This is a genomic window from Pseudomonas sp. McL0111 (assembly GCF_052567255.1).
In genome coordinates this window covers 4,883,305-4,903,019 of sequence record NZ_CP199585.1, presented here as the reverse complement: position 1 = coordinate 4,903,019, position 19,715 = coordinate 4,883,305, and the positions used below count along the sequence as shown (strand labels likewise).

Genomic DNA, 19,715 nt, shown 5'->3' with positions numbered 1-19,715 from the left:
TCCCGAAATCAGGCCGCAGCACGCAGCGGGCGGGTCAGCGCCACGCCGTCGGCGTCGAACAAGTGGCAGTGGCTGGCGTCCAGATGCAGATTGAGTTTTTCGCCGTAACGGCTGGCCAGATCACCGCGTACGCGCATGGTCAGGGCCTCGCCGACGTTGGTCACGACGTGGCAAAAGGTGTCGCTGCCCAGGCGTTCGCTGACGTCGGCGGTGACTTGAAGGGTGCAGTCGCCGGATTGCGCCAGCTCCAGATGTTCCGGGCGAATGCCGAGGGTCACGGCGCTGCCGACACTCAGATTGGTGGCGTTCAATGGCAGGGTGATGCGCGTGCCGGCGTCCAGCGAGACTTCGCAGCTCTGGCCGTCGACCCGGGCGATCTTGCCCTTGAGGAAACCCATTTTCGGCGTGCCGAGGAACCCGGCGACAAACAGGTTGGCAGGCTGGTGATAGAGATCCAGCGGCGAGCCGACTTGTTCGATCTTGCCGCCATTGAGTACCACGACCTTGTCGGCCATGGTCATTGCTTCAACCTGGTCGTGGGTCACGTAGATCATCGTCGCTTGCAGGTCTTTGTGCAGGCGCAGCAACTCAAGGCGCATTTGCACCCGCAGCGCGGCGTCGAGGTTGGACAGTGGTTCGTCGAACAGGAAGATTTTCGGGTTGCGCACAATGGCGCGACCGATGGCGACGCGCTGGCGCTGACCGCCGGAAAGCTGTTTCGGTTTGCGTTCGAGCATCGGGCCAAGTTCGAGAATACGCGCCGCTTCGCCGACTTTTTTCTCGACTTCGGCTTTCGGTACGCCGGCCAGATCGAGGGCAAACGACATGTTCTTTTTCACGGTCATGTGCGGATACAGGGCGTAGGTCTGGAACACCATCGCCAGATCGCGCTTGGCCGGGCTGACTTCGGTGATGTCGCGGCCATCGAGTTCGATGGTGCCGCCGCTGACTTCTTCAAGACCGGCGATCAGCCGCAGCAGGGTTGACTTACCGCACCCCGACGGGCCGACGAATACCACGAATTCCTTGTCGTTCACTTCAAGGTCGATGCCCTTGATGATCGAGAAACCTTCGAAGCCTTTTTGCAGATTCTTGATTTTCAGGTTGGCCATGATGATGGGCCTCCGCTTGTTTTTATTCAGTTGAACCGGGCAGGTTTTTATTGTGGGAGCGAGCCTGCTCGCGATGAGGCAGCATCAATCGACACTTTCGTTGAATGACACGCCGCCATCGCGAGCAGGCTCGCTCCTACAGAAATCTTTATTTCACCGCGCCGAATGACAGGCCGCGCACCAGTTGTTTTTGGCTGATCCAGCCGAAGATCAGGATTGGCGCGCACGCCAGGGTCGAGACGGCCGACAACTTGGCCCAGAACAATCCTTCGGGGCTTGAGTACGAGGCAATCAGCGCGGTCAGTGGCGCGGCTTTCGAAGAGGTCAGGTTCAGCGACCAGAACGCCTCGTTCCAGCACAGGATCAGCGACAGCAACACGGTCGAGGCCAGTCCGCCCTTGGCGATTGGCAGCAGCACGCGGACCATTTCCTGCCACAGGGTGGCGCCGTCGAGGCGGGCGGCTTCGAGGATGTCTTTGGGGATGTCTTTGAAGTAGGTGTAAACCATCCAGACCACAATCGGCAGGTTGATCAACGTGTAGATCACGATCAGCGAGATGCGCGTATCGAGCAGGCCAAAGGTCTTGGCCAGCAGGTAGATCGGCATCAGCACGCCCACCGGCGGCAGCATCTTGGTCGAGAGCATCCACAGCAACGTGCCTTTGGTGCGCTGGGTTTCGTAGAACGCCATCGAGTAGGCGGCTGGCACCGCGATCAACAAGCACAGGGCAGTGGCGCTGAAGGAAATCACCACCGAGTTCCAGGCGAAACTGAAGTAATCACTGCGCTCATTGATGTGCAGATAGTTCTCCAGCGTCGGCGTGAAGATGAACTGCGGCGGTGTGGCAAAGGCGTCGATTTCGGTCTTGAAACTGGTCAGCACCATCCAGAAAATCGGGAAGAAAATCACGATGGCGATGGCCCAGGCCAACGTGCCGAGAAACAGGCTTTGCAGACGACGGGATTGTTGAAGAGTCATGGCAGGCCTCAGGCTTTGTCGGTCAGGTTTTTGCCGATCATCCGCACCAGAATGATTGCGGCGATGTTGGCGATGACCACGGCAATCAAGCCGCCCGCCGACGCCATGCCGACGTCGAACTGCACCAGTGCCTGGTTGTAGATCAGGTACGCAAGGTTGGTCGAGGCGTAACCGGGACCGCCGTTGGTGGTGGTGAAGATTTCGGCGAACACCGACAGCAGGAAGATCGTTTCAATCATCACCACCACGGCAATCGGGCGGGCCAGATGCGGCAGGGTCAGGTGCCAGAAGATCGAGACCGGGCCGGCGCCGTCGAGGCGAGCGGCTTCTTTCTGTTCCTGATCCAGCGACTGCATGGCGGTCATCAGAATCAGGATGGCGAACGGCAGCCATTGCCACGAGACAATGATGATGATCGACAGCAGCGGGTAGTGCGCCAGCCAGTCCACCGGTTCGGCGCCGAACAGCCGCCAGACGTAGGCGAGGATTCCCGAGACCGGATGGAATATCAGGTTTTTCCAGATCAGCGCGCCGACCGTGGGCATGATGAAGAACGGCGAGATCAGCATCACCCGCACGATCCCGCGACCGAGGAACTCGCTGGCCTCAAGCAAGGCACTGATCAAAACGCCGAGCACTACGCTGATCAGCAATACGCTGCCAACCAGCAACAGAGTATTGGTGGCGCCGGGCAGGAAGCCGGAATCAGTCAGGAAGTAGGTGAAGTTTTCCAGCCCGACGAACTCGTTTTCTCCGGGGTTGAGCAGGTTGTAGCGGATCATCGAAAAGTAGATGGTCATGCCCAGCGGCACGATCATCCACAGCAGCAACAGGGCCACCGATGGACTGACCAGAAACCAGCCAGGATTGGCCACGCGGCTTTTGCGCTGCGGCTGGGACAGGTCGATGTGGGCTTTGGCAGTTGAAGTATTCATGGCGATCAGAACCGATTGGGTGCAGATACATGTTCAGGACAGACAACATTCCTGACATCGACGCGGACCCTGTGGGAGCGGGCTTGCCCGCGATGGCGGTGTATCAGCCGACACCAATACTGGATGTGCCGGCCTCATCGCGGGCAAGCCCGCTCCCACAGGTTTAGTGGCGGGTTACTTGGGATAACCGGCGCGCTTCATCTCGCGTTCAGTGGTTTGTTGCGCCGCGGCCAGCGCCTGATCCACTGTGGTCTGGCCGATCAGCGCCGCCGAGAACGACTTGCCGACCTGAGTGCCAATCCCCTGGAATTCAGGAATGGTCACTAGTTGAATGCCGATGTACGGCACCGGTTTGAGCGTCGGTTTGCTCGGGTCAACAGCCTTCAGCGATTCCAGCGTGACCTTGGCGAACGGCGCGGCTTTCATGTACGCCTCGCTGTAGGTCGAAGCGCGGGTGCCTGGCGGCACGTTGGCGATGCCGTCGGTCTTGGCCACCAGCTCGCCGTATTCCTTGGAAGTCGCCCAGGCACTGAATTCTTTAGCGGCGTCCTTCGCTTTTGAGCTGGTCGGAATCGCCAGCGCCCACGAATACAGCCACGCCGAGCCTTTGTCGGTGACTTGGTGCGGGGCGAAGGTGAAGCCGACATGATCGGCGACCTTGCTTTGAGTCTTGTCGGTGACGAACGAGCCGGCAACGCTGGCATCGACCCAGATCGCGCACTTACCGCTGTTGAACAGTGCAAGGTTTTCGTTGAAACCGTTGCTTGAAGCACCCGGCGGGCCGGATTTCTTCATGGTGTCGACATAGAAATTCAGCGCGTTTTTCCATTCGGGACCGGTGAATTCAGGCTGCCATTTTTCATCGAACCAGCGCGCTCCATAGGCGTTGGCCACGGTGGTGATCAGCGCCATGTTTTCGCCCCAGCCGGCCTTGCCGCGCAGGCAGATGCCGTACTGTTCTTTGTCTTTGTTGGTAAGTTTTTCGGCGAACCCGGCGATCTGTTCCCAGGTTGGACGCTCAGGCATGGTCAGACCGGCATCCTTGAACAGGTCGGTGCGGTAGTAGGTGATCGAGCTTTCGGCGTAGAACGGCAGGGCGTAAAGCGAACCTTTTACCGACAGGCCTTCACGCACCGACGGGAACACATCGTCGAGGGCGTAACTGGCCGGCAGATCCTTCATCGGTTCCAGCCAGCCCTTGGCGCCCCAGAGTGCGGCTTCGTACATGCCGATGGTCAACACATCGAACTGACCGCCCTGAGTGGCGATGTCGGTAGTCAGGCGTTGGCGCAGCACGTTTTCTTCCAGCACCACCCAATTGAGCTTGATGTCCGGATGCTCGGTCTCGAAGGTTTTCGAGAGTTTCTGCATGCGGATCATGTCGCTATTGTTGACGGTGGCGATGGTCAGGGTCTGGGCGCCAAGGCTGACGCTGCTGAGGGTCATGCAGGTGAGAGCAAGCAGAGCTTTTGCAGTGGGTTGCATCGTGCACTCCTTTTCTGCACCCGTGGGTGACAGAAGGACAGTTATTGTTTTTGTGTCTTCCTTGGCAGGAAGAATGTGCACTGATTACAGCCTTCAATCGCAGGACTGACAACTCATCCGTCGCACTTAAACCAATACTTTTTTGCACTGGACATAAAGCAAAAATCGCAGCGTCGGCAGTTCCCTACAGGAACTGTCGAAGACTGCGATCTTTTGATCCTGCTTTCATGCGTGATTTTGTTCAGTCAGCCGCTGTACCGCCAACCGCCGATAATGCGAAGGGGTCATGCCCTTGAGCTGTTGAAAGCGCCGGTTGAAATTGGAAATGTTGTTAAATCCGGACTCAAAACACACGTCAGTCACTGGTTTGTCACCGTCAGCCAGCAATTCGCATGACTTGCTGATGCGCAGGCGATTGACGAACTCGATGAAGGTTCGCCCGGTGGCCTGCTTGAACACGCGGCTGAAATAGGTCGGTTTCATGCCCAGATGCTCGGCCACTTCCTCCAGCGTCAGCTCCCGGGCGTAGTGGGCAAAGATGTAATCGACTGCGCGGTTGGTGCGGTCGATGTTGTGCTCATCGGCCAGTTGCGTATTGGTCGCGCCGGAGAGCAATTGATAATCGTCGCTCGCCGCCAGCAGCTCCATCAGGATAAGAAAATGCCCGAGGCGCGTGATGCCCTGGGTATCGGCGATTCGCTGCATCAGCGTCATGGCCTGGCGAATGGTCTGCGGGTTGCGAAACTCGATGCCGTACTGGGCACGCTCCAGTAATGGGGCGAGGGTCTTGAGTTCGGCAAACACCTGATGACCGCTTTCGAACAGCTCATCGGTGAAGTTGACCAGCATGTCGCGTTTGGGCACTACTTCATCTTCGGCGACCTGACTGATCCAGTTATGCGGCAGATTGGGGCCGGTGAGGAACAGTGTCTGCGGATAGAAGTTGCCGATATAGTCGCCAATAAATACTTTGCCGGAACTGGCGACGATCAGGTGCAACTCGTATTCCTTGTGGAAATGCCAGCGCACCAGCGGGCACGGGAAACCATGCTGGCGGTAGATGATGGACAACCCGTTATGGTCATCCATCAACTCGTAAGAAGGGTCGGTCACGCGGGCTGTTCGGGTCATGTCAGTACGCTTTTTTTGTTATTGCTGACCGATCATGCCCCTTTCTGCATCTACCGCGCCAGTGCACGAGAAATACTGTTTAGTCAGACTCGTGTAATGCACGTCCGTAAACCGCCTTCATGCTGCAGGCTACCCAGCAGTAATGGACGATCTCGGACTCGTCAAAAAAATCGGTGCTGATGATGCTGCAGCGCGTTACCCAGTCACGAGAAGAGTGGAACCAGGCATTGATGTAGCGCTTGATGTCTGCTGGTCCTCCGAGCAGTGAATAGCAGGTCGCTGGCAGTGACCAGATGAACGTGTCATACGGCGCGTCTTCCAGAGTGGCCTGGATATGTCGTTCGAGGGTGATGGTGTCGGTAAAGACTTTACGGTTCCATTTGTGCGTAATCTGCGGCCAGAAGTAGTTGTTGTCCTGTTCCGATGAATAGCCTGCGGCCATGATGATGCGGCGTTTTGAGCTGGAGCCCTTAAGCTCCGCTATCGTACTCGTTGAATGCGAAAAGGGGATTAGTCGAGAGCCCAGTCGAACGAGCAAAAGCTCACTCAGTAACTTGCGGTCGAAGGGCTTGTTCCCGTCCCCCAGTTGGTGAAAGTCCAGAACGATGAACTCGTCGGGATTACGATCCAGGAAAGCGGAAACCGCTTCAACCAGTTCGTCGAGCGTGCGGTGAGACTGATAGCCGTTGTGGTGAAAGTAGAAGGTCGGTCGCTCCAGTCCCGGGGTAAACCCCAAGCGAATATCAAATGCACGCGCACCATTTTCGAGTTGCCACGCGAACGAATCGTTTTGGCAGGTCGTCCAGTTCCCGCTCAAGACATCGTAATTGGACGCCTTTTTATCCATACCGCTGTTATGCGCTCCGGGCCAAACGATGTCGGTCAATTTGAGTTGATCGATGTCCAGAACTTTGCTCATCCATTTCTGCTTGTCGAGTGTTGTTGTCACTTTGCTCATGTTGAAGACTCCTTGTTGAGCTACTTCACCCCATCCATGAGGCGAAGCTGTTGAGCTGGCAGGCGACGCTCGAGGGGCATCTGCCTGGTCCACCGATTGTCGGAGAACAGCGTCTACAGCATACAAATATGCACCGGCATTACTAGGCTCGGCAATATTTGCTAAAAAATAGCCAATGTATGGCACACGTCTGCAGTGGTCAGAGTCCTTGCGCCTTGATCATGTTCGCTGTACGGCAAAATGATACAAGTCTGGACTCTTCGATAAAGTCGACATTGACAATATTGCATTTGAGAAGCCAGTCGCTAGTGGCAGGGTTGAACCATCGATCCAGATCAGTATGGATGTCTACCGGGCCGCCCAACGCCCCGTAACTGGTAGCCGAAAGCGACCAGACTTGATAGGCCGATGGTGGTGACGCCATGACGTTGGCAATGAAGTTGTAAATATCACTGGCGCTCGGAGTTTGGGTTCCAATCCATTCGTGCTGCACCTTGTGATTGAACCAGGTACCGTCAAGTTCCGGGTATGAGTCCGCGTGAACAAAAATTCTTTGCTTGCGGCTTATGCTCTTCAATTGACCCAGGTTGAGATGATGATTTCTGAATGGAATGATTCTGTCATTCAGGAACTTCAAGAGTACTTTGTTGAACCAGACATAATCAAATGTATAGGCATTTTTGTTGAGCTCGTGGAAATCCAGGACAATGAATTCGTCCGGGTTTTCCGATAAAAAGTTATTTACGTCTGTTATCAAGTGGCCCAAGACCCGAGAGGACAAAAAACCATTGTGCTGAAAGCGAAACTTCCCGAGCCCTTCACCTTTCTGGTTGTTGACAAGCCTTAAATCCAATGCTCTTGCGCCATTGATCAACTGATCGTAAAAGGATTTGTGCTGGCAGGCCAGCCAGTGAACACCAGGAATCAGCGCGTATGAGGCTTGCCAGTCGCAACCTGCATTGTGTGTTCCGGGTAGTGCCAGTTGATTGATTGACAGTTTGTCAATGGTCGGCGTGACTGCCATCCAGTTGTTAAGTGCATAGTCGCTGAGTGTGTTGTTCATTCATGCATCCTTATAGAGGGTCAGTAAGTAATTCACCACTCGTGGAGAATGGTGACTTGCTTATAGTTAGAGCTAAAGGAGGCAGGCGTGCAATACATCGATTGATACCGGGTGTATGTTGTCTGTAGCGTTATTCTGTTGTTGGTAGAGTGTTCTGGTTTTTTGCCTCAATCCACTGCGACATGTACTGGGTGCTTTTATGATGGTGGTGACGCAACATGCTGCCGGTAAAATTGAGTTTTCTAAGTTGCTTTATGTTTTTCAGGCAAGCGTGAAGTTTTTCGATCAGGGCCGGGCCATGCACTGTTCGCTGGTAGCGGTGCGCTAACAGAGCGTCACCTGCCTGACTGGCTTCATTCCAAAGTGCTTGATCACGGTAGATATGAACGGCGCGATCGGCAAAATCCTGCGCGGTGCAGGCAATTGCCCCTGGCCAGGGTTGGTCACCGTGCATGGCTTCAGCGCCGATGGGCGTGGTAATCGATGGTGTGCCGCAGAGCATCGCGTCAACGATTTTACCTTTGATACCGGCTCCAAACCGCAGAGGAGCCAGACACACCCGTGCGGCTGACATGACTTGCAAGGCATCTTCAGCCCAGTTCATCACATGAAATCCTTGCGCGGGATTATGCAGGGCGGTGGCTTTGGGCGGCGTGTAGGCGCCGTATATGTGCAACTGCGCCTGTGGCAGTTGTGCGCGGATCAATGGCCAGATTGTGGTCTTCATCCAAAGCACGGCATCCCAGTTAGGTGCGTGACGGAAGTTACCGATGCTCAGGAAGTGCGCCCGATCCCCGAATGAGCGATGCTCGCCTACTGGCAAATCAATCATTAACGGGCACCAATGGAGCAGCGAACGTGGCAATCCGAACTGTTCGACCAGCAAATCAATTTCAACTTCTGAAATCATCAGATTCAGATCGCAACGATACAAAGCAGCGATCTCCCGTTTGGCAATATCACTGTCTGACATCAGCTCGAATTCTTCGAGCAGCGCCGGTGCGTACAACGAGCTGAAATCCTGAAGGTCCGGGGCGCTTTTCAGGCAATCCTTGAGTCGCTGATGACGGGCATGTCGCAGGCTCTGCAAATCGGAAGTCTCAAGAACGCGCAGAGCATCTGGACAGCATTTTTCGACACGCCAACCAAACTGCTCCTCCATCATGAATTGGTCGAATAACACAATATCCGGAGCAAGCTCAGTCACGAAGATGTCGAAACTACCGTTGTTGAGTTCGATGGGGACTTCGCGGATACCCAATCCCGCCAGATCCGCCTTGTGCTCACCGTGGCCGGCAGGGCTGCTGAATGTAATGTCCCAGCCTTGCTCGAGAAAGGTTTCAAGGATTTGCATCACATGCCCACTCGCGGCGGAAGAGCGTGGTTCCGGCCAGACATAGCCGATGACCAGGACTTTGGTGGTGAGGGGCAGTTTCATAAGCGGGTTGACCTTGAGGCAGACGGAGCAAAAACGGGGCGCAATTAAAGCACAGCCCTGCAATCTCGCCCAAAATACAGGATCAGGAACTCACAAAAAGCTCACCAGCGACGGCACGTCGATGCTGCCAGGGAATCTGATGTCGCTCAGTCCAGAATGCCTTTGACCTTGTCACGCAACTGCTCAATCGAAAACGGCTTGCCGATCACATGCATATCCGCCGGGACCTCAATGTTTTCGGCATAGCCGCTGGCGAACAGGATCGGCAGGGCAGGACGAAGTTTACGGGCTTCGCCGGCCAATTCGCGGCCATCCATGCCCGGCAGACCGACATCGGTCATCATCAGATCGATCTGCTTGGCACCATCACTGAGAAACTCCAGCGCCTGCTCGCTGCCATCCGCCTCCAGCACACTAAATTCCAACTCCTCGAGTACATCGACGATCAGCATACGCACGATGTCATCGTCTTCTACTACAAGGATGGTGGAGGCTGGGGTGGACATAATGAAGGCTCTCAAGAGTGGAATTCAGGGGGTGTAGGCCGATCGAAACTGCCGGCCTCTTGCATGAGTAAGTGGCGCTAGGCCACAAGTTCCCCATTCGCTATAAAAAGAATAGGCGCTCCCAGCGGCCAAGGATAACCGTTGATACCTTCGCAGGCTCTGGCAAATGTAGGAAATTGCTGCCGAATCCGTCAGAAAATTGGATCGATCGTACCGTTTTGGGGCAAACTCCCACGTTTCAACAGTTCGACAAGGCTGCCCCATGTCCTCTCCGTCTTCGGTTGATGAACGCCGGTTTCGTAAGCTTCTGACCCGCAACATTGCTCTGCCACTGGGCGTCGGCGCTATCAGTGCGATTTTTTTCGTCTCGCTGATTACCTATTTGCTGTCGGTGATCCAGTGGGTCGAGCATACCGACCGGGTGATCAATAACGCCAATGAAGCTGTGAAGCTCACGGTTGATCTGGAAACCGGCATGCGCGGTTTCCTGCTCAGCGGCGACGAGCACTTCCTCGACCCGTACGAAACCGCCAAGCCGCGGATCAACGTGGCGCTCAACACCTTGCTCGAACTGACCGCCGACAACCCGGTGCAAACCGACCGTCTGCGTCGTTTGCAAGCGTTGCAAACCGAGTGGAGCACCTACGCGCAATCGATGATCGATCTGCAGCGATCCAGCGGCGATTACAAAGCAGCGGTCAAGGCCGGACGCGGCAAGCGCCTGACGGATGAAATCCGCAATCAGTTCGAAGACGTGATCGACATGGAGCAGCAGTTGCGCACCACGCGTAACGAAGAAGTGCGCCGTACGACGATCTGGAGCATCACCCTTTATCTGCTGTTTATTGCCGGTATCAGCGGTTTGCTGGCGTATATCGGCCGGCGTGATCTGGTCAGCCTGTCGGAAAGCTACAGCGCCAACCTCGCAGCGCAACAGGCCAGCGCCCAGCGTCTGGAGCGTCAGGCTTGGATGCGCAGCGGTCAGACCGAGCTGGCAGAGCAGGTGCTGGGGCAACTGACGCTGAATCTGTTGGGCCGCAACATTCTGCAATTCTGCGCGCAATATCTCGGCACGGCTGTGGCGGCGCTGTATGTCCGCGAAGAACACGGCGGACTGAAACGCGTGGCGTCCTACGGCTTTTCCCGCGAGCAGGAAGAGCAGGACCAATTGATTTACAGCGGTGAAGGCATCGTTGGCCAGGTTGCCCAGCAGGGTCATTTGATTCGTCTGGATTCGGTGCCGACGGACTACTTCAAGGTCAGTTCGGGTCTGGGCGAAGGCCTGCCGCACAGCGTGCTGGTGGTGCCAACCAGTGACGATGACCGAGTCAACGGCGTGGTCGAGTTAGGCTTTCTGCGCCCTCTGACCGAGCAAGATGTGGAATTGCTGGAGCTGATTGCCGGCAACATCGGCACGTCCATCGAAGCGGCGCGTTATCGCCAGCGCTTGCAGGAAGTATTGGCCGAAACCCAGCAACTCAACGAAGAGTTGCAGGTGCAGCAGGAAGAACTCAAGACCGCCAACGAAGAGCTGGAAGAACAGTCGCGGATTCTCAAGGAATCCCAGGCGCATCTGGAAACCCAGCAGGTCGAGCTGGAACAGACTAACGAACAGCTTGCCGAACAGGCGCAGATTCTCGGCGAGCAACGCGACGCGATGGATCTGAAAAACACCGAACTGAATCAGGTTCAGGTGCAGCTTGAAGAGCGCGCCGAAGAGTTGCAGCGCTCCAGCAAGTACAAATCCGAATTCCTCGCCAACATGTCCCACGAACTGCGCACGCCGCTGAACAGTTCGCTGATTCTCGCCAAGCTGCTGGCCGAGAACCCGCAGGACAACCTCAGCGCCGAGCAGGTCAAGTTTGCCGAGTCGATCTACTCCGCCGGCAATGACCTGCTGAATCTGATCAACGACATCCTCGACATCTCCAAGGTCGAAGCCGGCAAGCTCGAAGTGATTGCCGAAAACACCAGCGTCGCGCGTTTGGCCGATGGCTTGCGTGGCGTATTCGAGCCGCTGGCCAAAGATCGCAAACTGGCGTTCAGCGTCGATCTGCAACCGGACGCGCCGATCATGCTGTACACCGACCGTCAGCGTCTGGAACAAGTACTGAAGAACCTCCTGTCCAATGCCGTCAAGTTCACCGAGCAAGGCACTGTAAGCCTGACCATCACCGGCCAGCCTGATGACCGCATTGCCTTCATCGTGCGAGATTCCGGGATCGGCATCGCAGCGGATCAGCAGGAAAGCATTTTCGAAGCGTTCCGCCAGGCCGATGGCACCACCAACCGCAAGTACGGCGGTACCGGGCTCGGGCTGTCGATTTCCCGCGATCTGGCCTTCCTGCTTGGCGGCTCGATCAGCGTCAGCAGTGCGCCGGGGCAGGGCAGTGTGTTTACGCTGGTGCTGCCGCAGCAGTACCTCGAACCCGGCGAATCGCCACGTGAGCCGCTGACCTTTACACCGCCGCCCCAAACTTCGGCTCCGGTTACGACGGTGCCGGTCGCGGTTTCGCCGATGGCACCGGTCAACATTCCGCGTTTTGCTGACGACCGTGGCAATGCACCGTTCGCCACCCGCTGCATTCTTGTGGTGGAGGACGAACCGAACTTCGCCCACATCCTCTACGACCTCGCTCACGAACTCGGTTACCAGTGCCTGGTCGCCCATGGCGCGGACGAAGGTTATGACCTGGCGCGCGAGTTCTTGCCGGACGCGATCCTGCTCGACATGCGCCTGCCGGATCATTCCGGGCTGACCGTACTGCAACGCCTCAAGGAACACGCCGAAACACGGCACATCCCGGTGCATGTGATTTCGGTCGAGGATCGGGTCGAAGCCGCGATGCACATGGGCGCCATCGGTTATGCGGTCAAACCGACCACCCGCGAAGAACTCAAGGACGTGTTCGCACGTCTCGAAGCCAAGCTGACCCAAAAGGTCAAACGCGTGCTGCTGGTCGAAGATGATGACTTGCAGCGTGAAAGCATCGCCCGCCTGATCGGCGATGACGACATCGAAATCACCGCCGTCGGTCTGGCACAGGAGGCGCTGGATAAACTGCGCACCACGATCTACGACTGCATGGTGATCGACCTGAAACTGCCGGACATGCTCGGTAATGACTTGCTCAAGCGCATGTCCACCGAAGATATCTGCTCGTTCCCGCCGGTGATCGTCTACACCGGGCGCAACCTGACCCGTGATGAAGAGGCCGAACTACGCAAGTATTCGCGCTCGATCATCATTAAAGGCGCACGCTCGCCGGAGCGTTTGCTGGACGAGGTCACACTGTTTCTGCACAAAGTCGAATCGCAGTTGTCCCATGAACGGCAGAAGATGCTCAAGACTGCGCGCAGCCGCGACAAGGTCTTCGAGGGTCGAAAAGTGCTGCTGGTGGACGACGATGTGCGCAACATCTTCGCCCTGACCAGCGCGCTGGAGCACAAAGGCGCAGTCGTGGTGATTGGTCGAAATGGCCGTGAAGCGATTGAAAGGTTGAATGAAGTCGAGGACATCGATCTGGTGTTGATGGACGTGATGATGCCGGAGATGGATGGTTTCGAAGCCACCATCGAGATCCGTAAGGACCCGCGCTGGCGCAAGCTGCCAATCATCGCGGTAACGGCCAAGGCCATGAAGGACGATCAGGAGCGCTGCCTGCAAGCGGGCGCCAATGATTACCTGGCCAAACCCATCGATCTGGATCGCCTGTTCTCGTTGATTCGCGTGTGGTTACCGAAGATGGAACGCATTTAGTGGAAGGCAGTCACCCAACTGATCGAAACAGCGAAATCGAACTGCGGTTGCTGATCGAGGCGATTTACCTCAAGTACAGCTACGATTTTCGCGATTACTCCGGCGCTTCGATCAAGCGCCGGGTGCAACACGCGTTGAGCCAGTTCGAGTGCGCGACGATCTCGGCGTTGCAGGAAAAGGTCCTGCACGATCCGACGGCGTTCATGCAGTTGCTGCAATTGCTGACGATCCCGGTCAGCGAGATGTTCCGCGACCCGTCGCACTTCCTCGCTATCCGCAAGGAAGTGGTGCCGTTGCTGCGCACCTATCCGTCGCTGAAGATCTGGATCGCCGGGTGCAGCACGGGCGAGGAGGTCTACTCGATGGCGATCCTGCTGCGCGAAGAGGGCTTGCTTGATCGCACGATCATTTACGCCACCGATATCAATCCGCGTTCGCTGGAAAAGGCCAAGCAGGGCATCTTCTCGATGGAGAACGTGCGTGCCTACACCGCCAATTACCAGCAGGCCGGCGGCCAGCGCTCGTTTGCCGAATACTACACCGCAGCTTATGGCTACGCGATTTTCGACAAGAGCCTGTGCGAGAACGTGACCTTCGCCGACCACAGCCTGGCGACCGACAGTGTGTTCTCCGAAACACAGCTGATTTCCTGCCGAAATGTACTGATTTACTTCAACAAGAAACTTCAGGACCGTGCCTTTGGTCTGTTTCAGGAGTCGCTGTCTCATCGCGGCTTTCTGGTGCTCGGTAGCAAGGAAACGCTGGATTTTTCCAGTTATGCGAACCAGTTCGAGCCATTGGTCAAGCAAGAACGGATCTACCGCAAATTATGAATGGTGTTGTGGACTTGCCTCGGGTCGAGGCCATCGTCATCGGCGCTTCGGCCGGTGGCGTCGAAGCGTTAATCAAGCTGCTGGAGCCACTGCGCTCCGGTTTTGTGCTGCCGATCATTATCGTGCTGCATCTGCCTGAAGAGCGGCGCAGTCTGTTGGCCGAAGTATTTGCCCGGCGCCTGAACCTGCCGGCGAAAGAGGCCAACGACAAACAGCACATCGAGGCCGGCACCGTGTATTTCGCTTCGCCCGGTTATCACTTGTCGGTGGAGCAGGATCGCAGCCTGTCGTTGAGCCTTGAAGACCGCCTGCATTACTCGCGGCCTTCGATCGACTACCTGTTTGAGTCCGCCGCCGACGTCTACGGCAAAACACTGGCTGCCGTGCTGTTGACCGGCGCCAATCACGATGGCGCGCGCGGTCTGGCGCAGGTCAAGCGGCACGGTGGTTTGACCATCGTGCAGGACCCTGAAGAGGCGCAAGTCGCAACCATGCCCCAAGCTGCATTGAACATTCAGCAGCCGGATCATGTCCTTAACATTAACGGCATCGGCCGAATGCTTGTCGAGCTGGAACGAATCGCATGCTGAGTAATATTCAAGCCAAATTGCTGATCGTCGACGATTTGCCGGAGAACCTGCTGGCACTTGAGGCGTTGATCAAACGGGAAGACCGCACGGTCTACAAGGCCCTGTCGGCGGACGAAGCGCTGTCGCTGCTGTTGCAGCACGAATTCGCCATGGCCATCCTCGATGTGCAGATGCCGGGCATGAACGGCTTCGAACTTGCCGAGTTGATGCGTGGCACCGAAAAAACCAAGAACATCCCGATCATCTTCGTCAGCGCCGCCGGCCGTGAACTGAATTACGCGTTCAAAGGTTACGAGAGCGGGGCGGTGGACTTCCTGCACAAACCGCTGGATATCCATGCGGTGAAGAGCAAGGTCAATGTCTTCGTTGACCTGTACCGCCAGAGCAAGGCGATGAAGCAACAGGTCGAAGCACTGGAACAGAGCCGCCGCGAACAGGAAGCGTTGCTTGAGCAATTGCAGAGTACGCAATTGGAGCTTGAGCAAGCGGTGCGTATGCGTGACGACTTCATGTCAATCGTCGCCCATGAGGTGCGCACGCCACTTAACGGGCTGATACTCGAAACCCAGTTGCGCAAGATGCACCTGGCGCGGGACAACGCTGCGGCGTTCACCCTCGACAAGATGCACGCGATGGTTGATCGCGACGAACGCCAGATCAAAAGCCTGATCCGGCTGATCGAAGACATGCTCGATGTGTCGCGCATTCGCACCGGCAAACTGTCGATCCGGCCGAATCGCTTCGATCTGGTGAAGCTGGTGAGCACCTTGCTGCAGAATTTTGCGCAGCAGATGGAAGCGGCGGAAACCGAAGTTTCCTTTACTGCACCTGAGCCAGTGGAAGGGAATTGGGACGAATTCCGTATCGAGCAAGTGGTCACCAATCTCCTGACTAACGCCTTGCGCTACGGCGGCAGAAACCCGGTGCAGGTGCGGGTCTATCGCGAAAGCAATGAGGCCCGGGTTGAAGTCCAGGACCACGGCATCGGCATCAGTGAGGAGAATCAGAAGCGTATTTTTCAACAGTTCGAGCGAGTTTCCGCCAAGACGGTAGTGGCTGGTCTCGGGCTGGGTCTGTTTATTTCCGAGCAGATCGTCGCCGCCCATGGCGGCTCAATCGTCGTCGAGAGTGAAATCAACGAGGGCGCCCTGTTTCGCGTTTGTCTGCCGATCGAGGAAAACGGCAAATCCGACGCAACCTCTGATTGACCGCACGGTCGTATCAGCAGCTATTGACCGAACAAAGGCTTCCCATGAGCGTAGATGCACAAGATGTAGTACTCATCGTCGAGGACGAACCGGTTATCTTGATGGTGCTGACGGACTATCTGTCGGGCCTCGGCTATCGAGTGTTACAGGCCGAAAACGGCGAGCAGGCGTTCGAGATTCTCGCGAGCAAACCGCATCTGGACATGTTGATTACCGACTTCCGCCTGCCCGGTGGAATCTCCGGGGTACAAATCGCTGAACCTGCGGTAAAACTGCGACCGGAACTCAAGGTGATTTTCATCAGCGGCTATCCGCAGGAAATTCGCGAGACCGGCAGCCCGATCACCCGCAAGGCGCCGATCCTCGAAAAGCCGTTCGACCTGGACGTATTGCAGGAAAAGATTCAGGAACTGCTGGCCTGATACTTGTTGAAACGGCTGACCCGATCCCAATTGGAATGGTTGGCCCGATCTCTGTAGGAGCTGCGGCACGCTGCGATCTTTTGATCTTTCCCCTAAAAGATCGCAGCTCTGCGGCAGAGCTTTAGCTTTTGATCATCTCGCGGACTTTTGCCGTCAGCAGATCAAAAGTGAAGGGCTTAGTGATCATCTGCATTCCCGAATCAAGAAATCCACCACGCACCGCAGCGTGCTCGGCATAACCGGTAATAAACAGAACCTTGAGCCCAGGCCGGAATTGCCGGCCGATTTCCGCCAGTTGCCGGCCGTTCATGCCCGGCAGCCCGACATCGCTGATCAGCAGATCAATACGCTGCGGCGAATCCAGAATCGGCACCGCGCCATCAGCGTCGCCGGCTTCAACGAAGGCATATCCCAATTCACTCAATACCGCGCTGACCAGCACGCGCACGGCCGGGTCGTCTTCGACGATCAGCACGGTTTCGCCGTCGAGGGCATCCGGGGGTTGCTGGACAATGGAAGTGGGCTGCTCAAGTTCTTCGCCACGGAAACGCGGCAGATAGAGTTTGACCGTGGTGCCTTGGTCGATTTCGCTGTCGATGGAGACATGGCCGCCAGACTGCTTGCTGAAACCGTAAATCATCGACAGCCCCAGCCCGGTGCCTTGGCCAATCGGCTTGGTGGTGAAAAACGGATCGAACGCCCGACTGATCACACTTTGCGGCATGCCGCTGCCGTTGTCGGTGACGCTGAGCATTACGTATTCGCCGGGCTCAAGGTTGCTGTAGGTCTCGGTGAGTTCGCGACCAAGCACCTGATTGCTGGTTTCGACCACAAGCTTGCCACCCTCGGGCATGGCGTCGCGGGCGTTGATCACCAGGTTCAGCAGGGCGCTTTCCAACTGATTGGGGTCGGCTTCCGCGACCCACAATTGCTCGCTCAGACGCATGTCCAACTGGATGCTTTCGTTGAGGCTGCGTTGCAGCAGTTCACCCATCGACAGCACCAGCGTGTTCATCTGCACGGCTTTGGGGTCGAGCGATTGCCGACGGGAAAACGCCAGTAGACGGTGGGTCAGGCCTGCGGCGCGATTGGCTGAAGTCACGCCAAGATCGATCAGGCTGTCGAGGTCATCGGTGCGCCCGCGTGCCAGACGCCGACGCAGAAGTTCCAGGCTGCCGATGATCCCGGTGAGCATATTGTTGAAGTCATGGGCGATGCCGCCCGTGAGTTGGCCGACCGCTTCCATCTTCTGTGACTGGCGCAGCGCTTCTTCATTGTGGCGAAGTTGTGCGGTGCGTTCTTCGACCTGTTGCTCGAGGGTTTCCAGAGTCGATTGCAGGCGCCGTTCGCTTTCACTGAGATCGATCAGCCGGTCGCGTGCTTCGTACTGTCGTCGTCGACCGCGCAGGGCGGTCGACACCAGGCTGACCAAGGTCGCCGGATGAAACGGCCGCTCAAGGAACGTGACATTGCCCAGCAGATCGCTGAGGCGCGAGGAGGGCGCCTGTTCCGGGCCGCCGTGATGCGTCAAGAGCACAATCGGCATATCCGACCAGGCCGGTTGTTGCTCCAGATACAACAGCAGTGATTCCAGCTCCGGCCCACCCAAGGCTTCTACGGCAATCAGCAGTAAACCGGCGCCGGGCTCAAGCTCGGCGCACAACGTGGCGAGGTCCGGGGTGATCAAACCGCCGTAACCCGCCTCGTTGAGGATCATCAGCGCAATCTGACTGTCCCGGCCCATTGGCGCGAGGATCAGCGCCCGTTCCGGCAGCGATTCGCTGACTGTCACAAGTTATCCTCCCGCAGCAGCGGATTGCTCGCCCCAAGGTAAGTCGGCACGCCGCGCAACACGCCCTGGAAGGTTTCCAGCGGTTCTCCAATGGTCATGCCCTGCGCAGAAATGCGGTATTCACGAATGGTCGATTCATGGCTGCCGGTACGTTTCTTGATGATCGAGATCGCCCGACGCACTTTGCCCAGCGCCTCGAAGTAACGCAGCAGAATCACCGTGTCAGCCAGATAGGTGATGTCGACCGGCGCCTGCATGTCGCCGACCAGACCGTGTTGGGCGACGGTCATGAACGTCGCGGCGCCTTTGCGGTTCAGGTACAACAGCAATTCATGCATGTGCAGCACCAGCGCATTTTCTTCCGGCATCGCAGCCTGGTAACCGTTGATGCTGTCGATCACCACGGTTTTGATGTCGAGTTCGTCGACACAACGGCGCACGCGGTGCGAGAACTCGCCGGGCGACAACTCGGCAGCATCGACCTGTTCGATCAGCAAATTGCCGGTGGCTTGCAGGGCCTTGAGGTCGATGCCCAGGTTTCTCATGCGTTCAAACAGCAAACCCAGCTCTTCATCGAAGATAAACAGCGCCGCTTTTTCCCCACGCGCCACGGCCGACGCAGCGAAGATCATCGAGATCAGCGATTTGCCGGTACCGGCCGGGCCGAGAATCAAGGTGCTGGAGCCGGTTTCGATACCGCCGCCGAGCAATGCGTCCATCTCCTTGATGCCGCTGGTCAATTGCAGTCGTGGGTAGTCGCCACGGTGTTCAGCGGCCACCAGCCGAGGAAACACATGTATGCCGTCGCCCATGATGGTGAAGTCATGGAAGCCGCCGCGGTATTTTTGCCCGCGATACTTGACCACCCGGATGCGCCGACGTTCGGCGCCATAATTAGGGGTCAGTTCTTCCAGACGAATCACCCCGTGGGCGACGCTGTGCACGGTTTTGTCGAGGGACTCGGTGGTCAGGTCATCGAGCAACACCACCGTGGCGTCGTAGCGCACGAAGTAGTGTTTGATTGCCAGAATCTGCCGGCGATAGCGCAATGAGCTTTGCGCCAGCAAGCGAATCTCCGACAGGCTGTCGAGGACCACTCGCGTTGGTTTGAAGCGTTCTACCACTTCGAAAATCTGCTTGGTAGCTTCGCCCAATTCGAGGTCGGAGGAGTACAGCAGACTTTGCTGGTGCTCGGCATTCAGCAGGCTTTCCGGAGGCGTCAGCTCGAAGATTTCGATGTTGTCGTCGAGCTCCCAGCCGTGGGACAACGCACCCTGGCGCAGTTCGCGCTCGGTTTCCGAGAGTGTGATGTACAACGAGCGTTCGCCCGCCATCGCACCGGCTCGGAGGAAATGCAGAGCGACCGTGGTTTTGCCGGTTCCGGGTTCACCTTCGAGCAAAAACACATGCCCACGAGACAAACCACCGGCCAGGATGTCATCCAGACCCACGATGCCGGTAGCGGCTTTTTCACTGATCAACGCGTTAGATGTAGACAAAAAA

General features: G+C 56.9%; 16 protein-coding genes. 5 read left to right on the top strand and 11 right to left on the bottom strand.

The features are described 5' to 3' along the window. Positions 1-8: 8 nt before the first annotated feature. The 9 genes from ACTWLJ_RS22245 to ACTWLJ_RS22205 all read right to left on the bottom strand — a co-directional run bounded on the left by ACTWLJ_RS22245 (position 9) and on the right by ACTWLJ_RS22205 (position 9,607). Positions 9-1,112, bottom strand: a complete 1,104-nt coding sequence (locus ACTWLJ_RS22245; protein ID WP_401208552.1) for an ABC transporter ATP-binding protein — start codon at positions 1,110-1,112, stop codon at positions 9-11. 148 nt (positions 1,113-1,260) lie between these two features. After that, positions 1,261-2,091 (bottom strand): carbohydrate ABC transporter permease, encoded by an 831-nt coding sequence (locus ACTWLJ_RS22240; protein WP_401208549.1) that lies wholly within the window; start codon positions 2,089-2,091, stop codon positions 1,261-1,263. A gap of 8 nt (positions 2,092-2,099) precedes the next feature. Further along, the gene (locus ACTWLJ_RS22235) at positions 2,100-3,026 is read right to left on the bottom strand and encodes a carbohydrate ABC transporter permease (protein WP_445178462.1); all 927 of its coding nucleotides are present in this window, start codon (positions 3,024-3,026) and stop codon (positions 2,100-2,102) included. Positions 3,027-3,200: 174 nt separating this feature from the next. Next, positions 3,201-4,511, bottom strand: a complete 1,311-nt coding sequence (locus ACTWLJ_RS22230; RefSeq protein WP_445178461.1) for an ABC transporter substrate-binding protein — start codon at positions 4,509-4,511, stop codon at positions 3,201-3,203. A gap of 225 nt (positions 4,512-4,736) precedes the next feature. Next, entirely contained in the window at positions 4,737-5,642 is a 906-nt protein-coding gene (locus ACTWLJ_RS22225) for an AraC family transcriptional regulator (protein WP_445178460.1), read from the bottom strand. A 79-nt stretch (positions 5,643-5,721) separates the two neighbouring features. Continuing rightward, the gene (locus ACTWLJ_RS22220; protein WP_445178459.1) at positions 5,722-6,600 is read right to left on the bottom strand and encodes a phospholipase; all 879 of its coding nucleotides are present in this window, start codon (positions 6,598-6,600) and stop codon (positions 5,722-5,724) included. 199 nt (positions 6,601-6,799) lie between these two features. Further along, positions 6,800-7,663 (bottom strand): phospholipase, encoded by an 864-nt coding sequence (locus ACTWLJ_RS22215; protein WP_445178458.1) that lies wholly within the window; start codon positions 7,661-7,663, stop codon positions 6,800-6,802. Positions 7,664-7,793: 130 nt separating this feature from the next. Further along, positions 7,794-9,101: a glycosyltransferase gene (locus ACTWLJ_RS22210; RefSeq protein WP_445178457.1), complete on the bottom strand. Its 1,308-nt coding sequence runs from the start codon at positions 9,099-9,101 to the stop codon at positions 7,794-7,796. A 146-nt stretch (positions 9,102-9,247) separates the two neighbouring features. After that, entirely contained in the window at positions 9,248-9,607 is a 360-nt protein-coding gene (locus tag ACTWLJ_RS22205) for a response regulator (protein ID WP_445178456.1), read from the bottom strand. A gap of 262 nt (positions 9,608-9,869) precedes the next feature. Between ACTWLJ_RS22205 and ACTWLJ_RS22200 the strand changes: the two genes are divergently transcribed. The 5 genes from ACTWLJ_RS22200 to ACTWLJ_RS22180 are packed head-to-tail and all read left to right on the top strand — an operon-like array spanning position 9,870 to position 16,420. Then, positions 9,870-13,367: a response regulator gene (locus ACTWLJ_RS22200; protein ID WP_445178455.1), complete on the top strand. Its 3,498-nt coding sequence runs from the start codon at positions 9,870-9,872 to the stop codon at positions 13,365-13,367. Then, positions 13,367-14,200: a CheR family methyltransferase gene (locus ACTWLJ_RS22195; protein ID WP_445178454.1), complete on the top strand. Its 834-nt coding sequence runs from the start codon at positions 13,367-13,369 to the stop codon at positions 14,198-14,200. Before ACTWLJ_RS22200 ends, ACTWLJ_RS22195 begins: the two co-directional genes overlap by 1 nt. Then, positions 14,197-14,790 (top strand): chemotaxis protein CheB, encoded by a 594-nt coding sequence (locus ACTWLJ_RS22190; protein ID WP_445178453.1) that lies wholly within the window; start codon positions 14,197-14,199, stop codon positions 14,788-14,790. The genes ACTWLJ_RS22195 and ACTWLJ_RS22190 overlap by 4 nt, the downstream gene beginning before the upstream one ends. Beyond that, the gene (locus ACTWLJ_RS22185; protein WP_445178452.1) at positions 14,784-15,998 is read left to right on the top strand and encodes a hybrid sensor histidine kinase/response regulator; all 1,215 of its coding nucleotides are present in this window, start codon (positions 14,784-14,786) and stop codon (positions 15,996-15,998) included. Before ACTWLJ_RS22190 ends, ACTWLJ_RS22185 begins: the two co-directional genes overlap by 7 nt. Before the next feature lie 44 nt (positions 15,999-16,042). Beyond that, the gene (locus ACTWLJ_RS22180) at positions 16,043-16,420 is read left to right on the top strand and encodes a response regulator (RefSeq protein WP_401208517.1); all 378 of its coding nucleotides are present in this window, start codon (positions 16,043-16,045) and stop codon (positions 16,418-16,420) included. 121 nt (positions 16,421-16,541) lie between these two features. Here ACTWLJ_RS22180 and ACTWLJ_RS22175 read toward each other — a convergent pair whose 3' ends face one another. Both ACTWLJ_RS22175 and ACTWLJ_RS22170 read right to left on the bottom strand, forming a co-directional pair. Next, positions 16,542-18,212, bottom strand: a complete 1,671-nt coding sequence (locus ACTWLJ_RS22175) for an ATP-binding protein (protein ID WP_445178451.1) — start codon at positions 18,210-18,212, stop codon at positions 16,542-16,544. Beyond that, positions 18,209-19,711, bottom strand: a complete 1,503-nt coding sequence (locus ACTWLJ_RS22170; RefSeq protein WP_445178450.1) for an ATPase domain-containing protein — start codon at positions 19,709-19,711, stop codon at positions 18,209-18,211. Before ACTWLJ_RS22170 ends, ACTWLJ_RS22175 begins: the two co-directional genes overlap by 4 nt. Positions 19,712-19,715 lie beyond the last annotated feature (4 nt).

Bases quoted from the DNA above. Each gene is read 5' to 3' on its own strand.
- ACTWLJ_RS22185 (WP_445178452.1), top strand. From the start codon at position 14,784: ATGCTGAGTAATATTCAAGCCAAATTGCTGATCGTCGACGATTTGCCG.
- ACTWLJ_RS22200 (WP_445178455.1), top strand. From the start codon at position 9,870: ATGTCCTCTCCGTCTTCGGTTGATGAACGCCGGTTTCGTAAGCTTCTG.
- ACTWLJ_RS22180 (WP_401208517.1), top strand. From the start codon at position 16,043: ATGAGCGTAGATGCACAAGATGTAGTACTCATCGTCGAGGACGAACCG.
- ACTWLJ_RS22190 (WP_445178453.1), top strand. From the start codon at position 14,197: ATGAATGGTGTTGTGGACTTGCCTCGGGTCGAGGCCATCGTCATCGGC.
- ACTWLJ_RS22225 (WP_445178460.1), bottom strand. From the start codon at position 5,642: ATGACCCGAACAGCCCGCGTGACCGACCCTTCTTACGAGTTGATGGAT.
- ACTWLJ_RS22205 (WP_445178456.1), bottom strand. From the start codon at position 9,607: ATGTCCACCCCAGCCTCCACCATCCTTGTAGTAGAAGACGATGACATC.
- ACTWLJ_RS22245 (WP_401208552.1), bottom strand. From the start codon at position 1,112: ATGGCCAACCTGAAAATCAAGAATCTGCAAAAAGGCTTCGAAGGTTTC.
- ACTWLJ_RS22230 (WP_445178461.1), bottom strand. From the start codon at position 4,511: ATGCAACCCACTGCAAAAGCTCTGCTTGCTCTCACCTGCATGACCCTC.
- ACTWLJ_RS22220 (WP_445178459.1), bottom strand. From the start codon at position 6,600: ATGAGCAAAGTGACAACAACACTCGACAAGCAGAAATGGATGAGCAAA.
- ACTWLJ_RS22215 (WP_445178458.1), bottom strand. From the start codon at position 7,663: ATGAACAACACACTCAGCGACTATGCACTTAACAACTGGATGGCAGTC.
- ACTWLJ_RS22240 (WP_401208549.1), bottom strand. From the start codon at position 2,091: ATGACTCTTCAACAATCCCGTCGTCTGCAAAGCCTGTTTCTCGGCACG.
- ACTWLJ_RS22210 (WP_445178457.1), bottom strand. From the start codon at position 9,101: ATGAAACTGCCCCTCACCACCAAAGTCCTGGTCATCGGCTATGTCTGG.
- ACTWLJ_RS22235 (WP_445178462.1), bottom strand. From the start codon at position 3,026: ATGAATACTTCAACTGCCAAAGCCCACATCGACCTGTCCCAGCCGCAG.